This window comes from Tissierella sp., assembly GCF_052089545.1.
Classification (GTDB): Bacteria; Bacillota; Clostridia; order Tissierellales; family Tissierellaceae; genus Tissierella_A.
The window spans coordinates 1-4,901 of sequence record NZ_JBQDAA010000176.1; the positions used below are offsets into that span (position 1 = coordinate 1).

The 4,901-nt window shown below is 28.7% G+C and carries 4 protein-coding genes; 1 reads left to right on the forward strand and 3 read right to left on the reverse strand.

What is annotated here, in order from left to right; all coding sequences use genetic code 11:
* Positions 1–74 precede the first annotated feature (74 nt).
* The 3 genes from ACTHW2_RS10755 to ACTHW2_RS10765 are packed head-to-tail and all read right to left on the reverse strand — an operon-like array spanning position 75 to position 3,842.
* The gene (locus ACTHW2_RS10755) at positions 75–1,196 is read right to left on the reverse strand and encodes a GerAB/ArcD/ProY family transporter (protein WP_442263918.1); all 1,122 of its coding nucleotides are present in this window, start codon (positions 1,194–1,196) and stop codon (positions 75–77) included.
* Entirely contained in the window at positions 1,189–2,412 is a 1,224-nt protein-coding gene (locus ACTHW2_RS10760) for a Ger(x)C family spore germination protein (RefSeq protein ID WP_442263919.1), read from the reverse strand. Before ACTHW2_RS10760 ends, ACTHW2_RS10755 begins: the two co-directional genes overlap by 8 nt.
* Positions 2,409–3,842, reverse strand: a complete 1,434-nt coding sequence (locus ACTHW2_RS10765; protein WP_442263920.1) for a spore germination protein — start codon at positions 3,840–3,842, stop codon at positions 2,409–2,411. The genes ACTHW2_RS10760 and ACTHW2_RS10765 overlap by 4 nt, the downstream gene beginning before the upstream one ends.
* A gap of 358 nt (positions 3,843–4,200) precedes the next feature.
* Here ACTHW2_RS10765 and rpsD point away from each other — a divergent pair, with 358 nt between their 5' ends.
* Entirely contained in the window at positions 4,201–4,800 is a 600-nt protein-coding gene (gene rpsD / locus ACTHW2_RS10770; RefSeq protein WP_442263921.1) for a 30S ribosomal protein S4, read from the forward strand.
* Positions 4,801–4,901: the final 101 nt, after the last annotated feature.

Consider the following 4,901-nt stretch of genomic DNA (forward strand, 5'->3'; position numbering starts at 1 on the left):
CATTGTAAAATATATAGTTGAAGCCCATGGAGGAAGAATAAGGGTAGAAAGTATAGAAAATAGCTTTACAAAGTTTATAATTGTTTTTCCTCTATAGTATATTTTTTCAAGGTTTTTCTTCTGAAAAAATATACTATACATATAAGTGTCGGTATTATGGTTGAAAATATAAAAGGAATATATAATACATTCTTTAGAAAAAATTCGTTTACTCCTAATAGTTCTTTATTTGTTAGGTTAATTGACACAACTCCTACAATTATAGTTAATATTATAACTAATGCTCTACCTTTTTTTATATTAAATACATCTTTAAAACACATAAGACTAAAAAATAAATATATGGCTACTTTGCCAGTATGAGCACTTAGCCATGTGATAACATAGAGTATATCTATTCTTTCAAATACAGAACTGTATTTTATAAGTCTTGAATATATTAAAAATGGATAGATAAGGTTCTTTGACTGCTCTACTCCAAGACTAGCTTGAATTACTATATTTATAGTTGTAACAAATAGCAAAGAATATATAACACTTTTTATAAATACTTTATTTATGCTTTTTTTATCTGTTAAATATTTCGCTCCCATTGATAATAGAAATATATCTGTAAAGATTAAAGAAGTTAAAAATGTGCCCTTATTTATTTCCATTAAAGTAGAGTCTTTTAATATAGGTCGTAAAAGGTTGATATCTACGTTTTTAAGTCCTGCTATAACCAATAATATAATCCCAATAAAAGCCAATGAAGATATCATCTCACCCGACCAAAACATTAAAACTATTCCCTTTGATAAGATATATAAGCTTACTATTAAAAGTAAACCTATTATAACCATATTTGAAATGGAGGGAAGTAAATTTACGCCTGCAAGTTGGGCTTCTATTCCTATTAAATATATAGAATATGCTAAAAAGTAAATTCCATATACTAAATTAATTATTTTACCTCCCTTTTTACCAAGTATTATAGAAAAGTATTCTATCATGTTAAGGCCTTTAAATTTATTTACTAAAAATAAAATAGGTATTGCAAAAAATATAGCATAAAAAAATGAAAGTAATATAATAATCCAGTTGTCTTGATTTGATGGAGGGAAATCCATAGAACCAAAATAGGACAAAGACATAGTAACTCTAAATATAGTTAACATAAATATCATCTGGCGATTGCTTATTTTATCATTACTCATATATACTCTTCTTTATAGACATCGATTTGTTTGTAAAACCTGAATCATTTATACTTGCATCCACACTTATTGTATACTCCAAGTCTTTGAAAACTTCTGTCCAATCTTCTTTTATATCATTCCATATATGAGGATATTTTGTATATACTAAGCGACCTATACTAAATGTATCTACTTCCAATTCTGCCTGAGCCTTTTTAAGAGTGTCTCCTATAGTACCCTTTATATTTTTTTGTATGCTTTGTTCTATCTTATTTATAGTCTCAGACTCATTTAAATCTATACTTCTTTGAGTGGATTTTAAGCTTCCACTAAGTTTTAAATCTATAAATAAGTGAAATTTATCATCTATTAATTTAATATCCATCTTTGTTTTATTTTTATATATCCTAAAAGAAGTATAATTATGTTTATGTTTTTTTTCACGTTTTTCTTTTATTATATCTTTTGGAGTCCTAAACACTATATCACCTTGTTCATATTCATCTACTATAAATCTAAATCCTGCAATCTCTTCACCAGAAAAATATCCAACCAATTTGCCTTCTTTGAAAACCCCTCCTCCTTCCACGCTTAAAACTTCTCTAAATTCATTTTCACCCTCTTTTCTAACCGTTGACTTTTCTACTAGTCCAAAAACTTGACCTTCATTTTTTTGATATATATATTTAAAAAAATCACTTATATTTAAAGTTCTATGCTTACTATTTAATCCATCTTGCTTTGCTATCTCATATATATATTTCCCAGAAGAATTAGATTGACCTTCATTTATACCCATTACTTCATAGGCTTTAGCATTCTTTGCTATCATTAAAAATGTAGTTTCTCTTATTTCATTATCCCTAGAAAATATATCTGCAAATCCATCAAGTCCATTTTTAGCTAGATCTTCACCAATTATTATCATATGAGCATGAGGATAGTAGAGTTTTTTATCAAATGTAAGGCTTGCATTTGACATTGCTTCTTGTATGGTTCTCCCTCTACTTATTACAAACCTAGCAAATTCTTGACTTTCATTACCTTCATTACTAGAAACATCCATAGGATTTATTACTTCGTTTGTGAGCACCACTTCATCTCCATCTACATCTAATCCTACAGCTACTACTATGCCAAGAGTATCTATCTCATTTGAAATAGTACAAGATATTAAAAAAACATTTAGAAAGATAAGTAAAAAGGCACTAAATAACTTTAATAATTTATTCATTTTTCTTCATCTCTTTTCCTTGCATTTTTAGGAGTTAATACATTTGGTCTTATATTTAAATCTTGTTTTGGAAATTTCAATATATTATCCTTCATCCCTTGCATATCCCAAGGAGCCATAGGCCACATATAGGGGACTCCAAAAGATTTTATACTGACTAGTTGAACCCCAATCATAACTAAACCTAAAGACACTCCATAAAGTCCTGTGACACTTGCAATAAGCACAAATATTAGTCTATAAACAGTTATCATTTCTCTAAGTTTTGGAACGACAAACTCTGCCATGCCTGATAATGCTACAGCGATAACAAGGCTTGCACTTACTATCCCTGCATCTATTGCCGCTTGACCTATTACAAGACCCCCAACAAGTGTAACTGCTTCTCCTATAGCTTTAGGGAGCCTTGTAGAAGATTCTTTTAAAAGTTCAAAAAATATAACCATTATCACAGCTTCAAGTGCTGATGAAAAAGGCACTCCTTCTCTTTGAGCAGCTATAGATATCAGTAAATCTGTAGGAACCATCTCTTGATGGAAGGATATTAAGGCTAGATATATAGCTGGAAATGTGAAGCTTATTATAAATGCTATTATTCTTATTATTCTTAAAAATGTAGCATATTGTGGTCTTATATACTGGTCTTCTGCAGTATGAAAGTTTTCTATGAAAAGTTTTGGTAGGGTTAAGACATCTGGACTACCATCACAGATTACACCTATACGACCTTCCATTATTTTTCCTGCCACTACATCTGGTCTTTCAGTATAGGAAAGACTTGCAAATATTCTATTGATATTATCGTCTATAAAGCTTTCTATATTTCCACCATCTAAAATAGCATCAGTATCTATATTTAAAATTCTACTTCTTAACTCTTCTAATACTTCTGGTTTTACTATTTTATCTATATATACTAAAGAAATATCAGTATTTGTTACATTGCCAATTGTATAGTCTTCAAATATTAAATCATTGTTTTTAACTCTTTGTCTAATTAAAGATTTGTTTACATCTATCTCTTCTATAAAAGCTTGTTGGGGTCCTCTTACACTAGTTTCATTATCTGCTGTGCCTAGATCTCTTTCTTTCCATTTAGATATATTATATATATAAGAACAGTCTAGTCCTTCAATGAATAATATAACCCCACCTCTAGTCATAGGATTTATTGAATTTTTTAAGTCTTTTATTTCTGTATAATTAGAAATAAAAATTTTAGAATTTATATTTTCTTTTATATCTAAGTCTTCTTTTAAAGGTTTTATTATGTCTTCATTTAATATGTTTTGATCTATGGTATTGCCTATATAAGCTATCAATATTGATATATCTGAAAGTGTCTTAAACTCATATAAGACTAGATCAGATGTATTGTTAAAAAGTTCTTTTAAATTTTCTTTATTTATATTTATTTCTTTAGAGATCAAGTCATCACCCACTTCTTATAGATTATAAACAAAACCACAGAAAAATATAACAGAAAAATATTTTTTCTTATATTTTTTATGTTTTCCTATATTTAATCTAAGTTAATAGTCGTATATTTATTTAGCACATACATTAAGATTGGGATTAAAACAATTTGAATAGCTATCTCCAGGAGGCCTAGGACTACTGTCCCTTCTACTATATAAATATTTAATATAAGCATCATCCTATTAAATATTTATAGATTTATATTCTTTGCAATTGATAGTGGTTATCGTTTACATCTTCCTTATTTTATGCTATAATCTTTTTAAGGCTTAAATTATCCGCGGCAAATAATTTAGGAGATGAATAAATATGGCAAAAATGATGGTACCCCGATTTAAACAATCTAGGAGATTAGGATTAAATGTTTGTGGTCATCCAAAAGCTATGGATAGAGCTACAAAAGGTTCTTCAAGAGAAGACAGAAAGTTAACAGAATATGGTAAGCAATTATTAGAAAAACAAAGACTAAGAGCCTATTACGGAGTAATGGAAAAGCAATTCACAAGATACGTTAGAGAAGCTATGAAAGCTCCAGAACTTACAGGTACAGCTCTTGTTAAATCTTTAGAAACTAGACTTGATAACTTAACATATAGAATGGGTTTTGCCTCTTCTATTAGACAAGCAAGACAAATGGTAGTTCATGGACATATCTTGTTAAATGGTGAAAAGATAAATATACCGTCTTACAAGGTAAATGTTGAAGATACCTTATCTCTAAAGGAAAAATCAAGAGATATAGAAGAGTTTAAAGAAAACTTTCAAAATAATTTTTTAAATTCTTATCCATATCTTGAAAAAGATGAAAATAATTTCTCTGCTAAGCTTACTCGTATGCCGGAAAGAGAAGAAATACCAATAGAAATTGAAGATCAGCTTATAGTAGAGTTTTACTCTAAGCTAATATAAATCAAGGGCCTAAGGTGCCCTTGTTTTTTTATATACTTTGTTATAGAACTTGAGTTTTGCAGTAAAATCAAAGAATAAAGGCCCTTATGCATTGTAAATAC

Coding starts and splice junctions, on each gene's coding strand:
- ACTHW2_RS10755 (WP_442263918.1), bottom strand. CDS start 1,196: ATGAGTAATGATAAAATAAGCAATCGCCAGATGATATTTATGTTAACT.
- ACTHW2_RS10760 (WP_442263919.1), bottom strand. CDS start 2,412: ATGAATAAATTATTAAAGTTATTTAGTGCCTTTTTACTTATCTTTCTA.
- rpsD (WP_442263921.1), top strand. CDS start 4,201: ATGGCAAAAATGATGGTACCCCGATTTAAACAATCTAGGAGATTAGGA.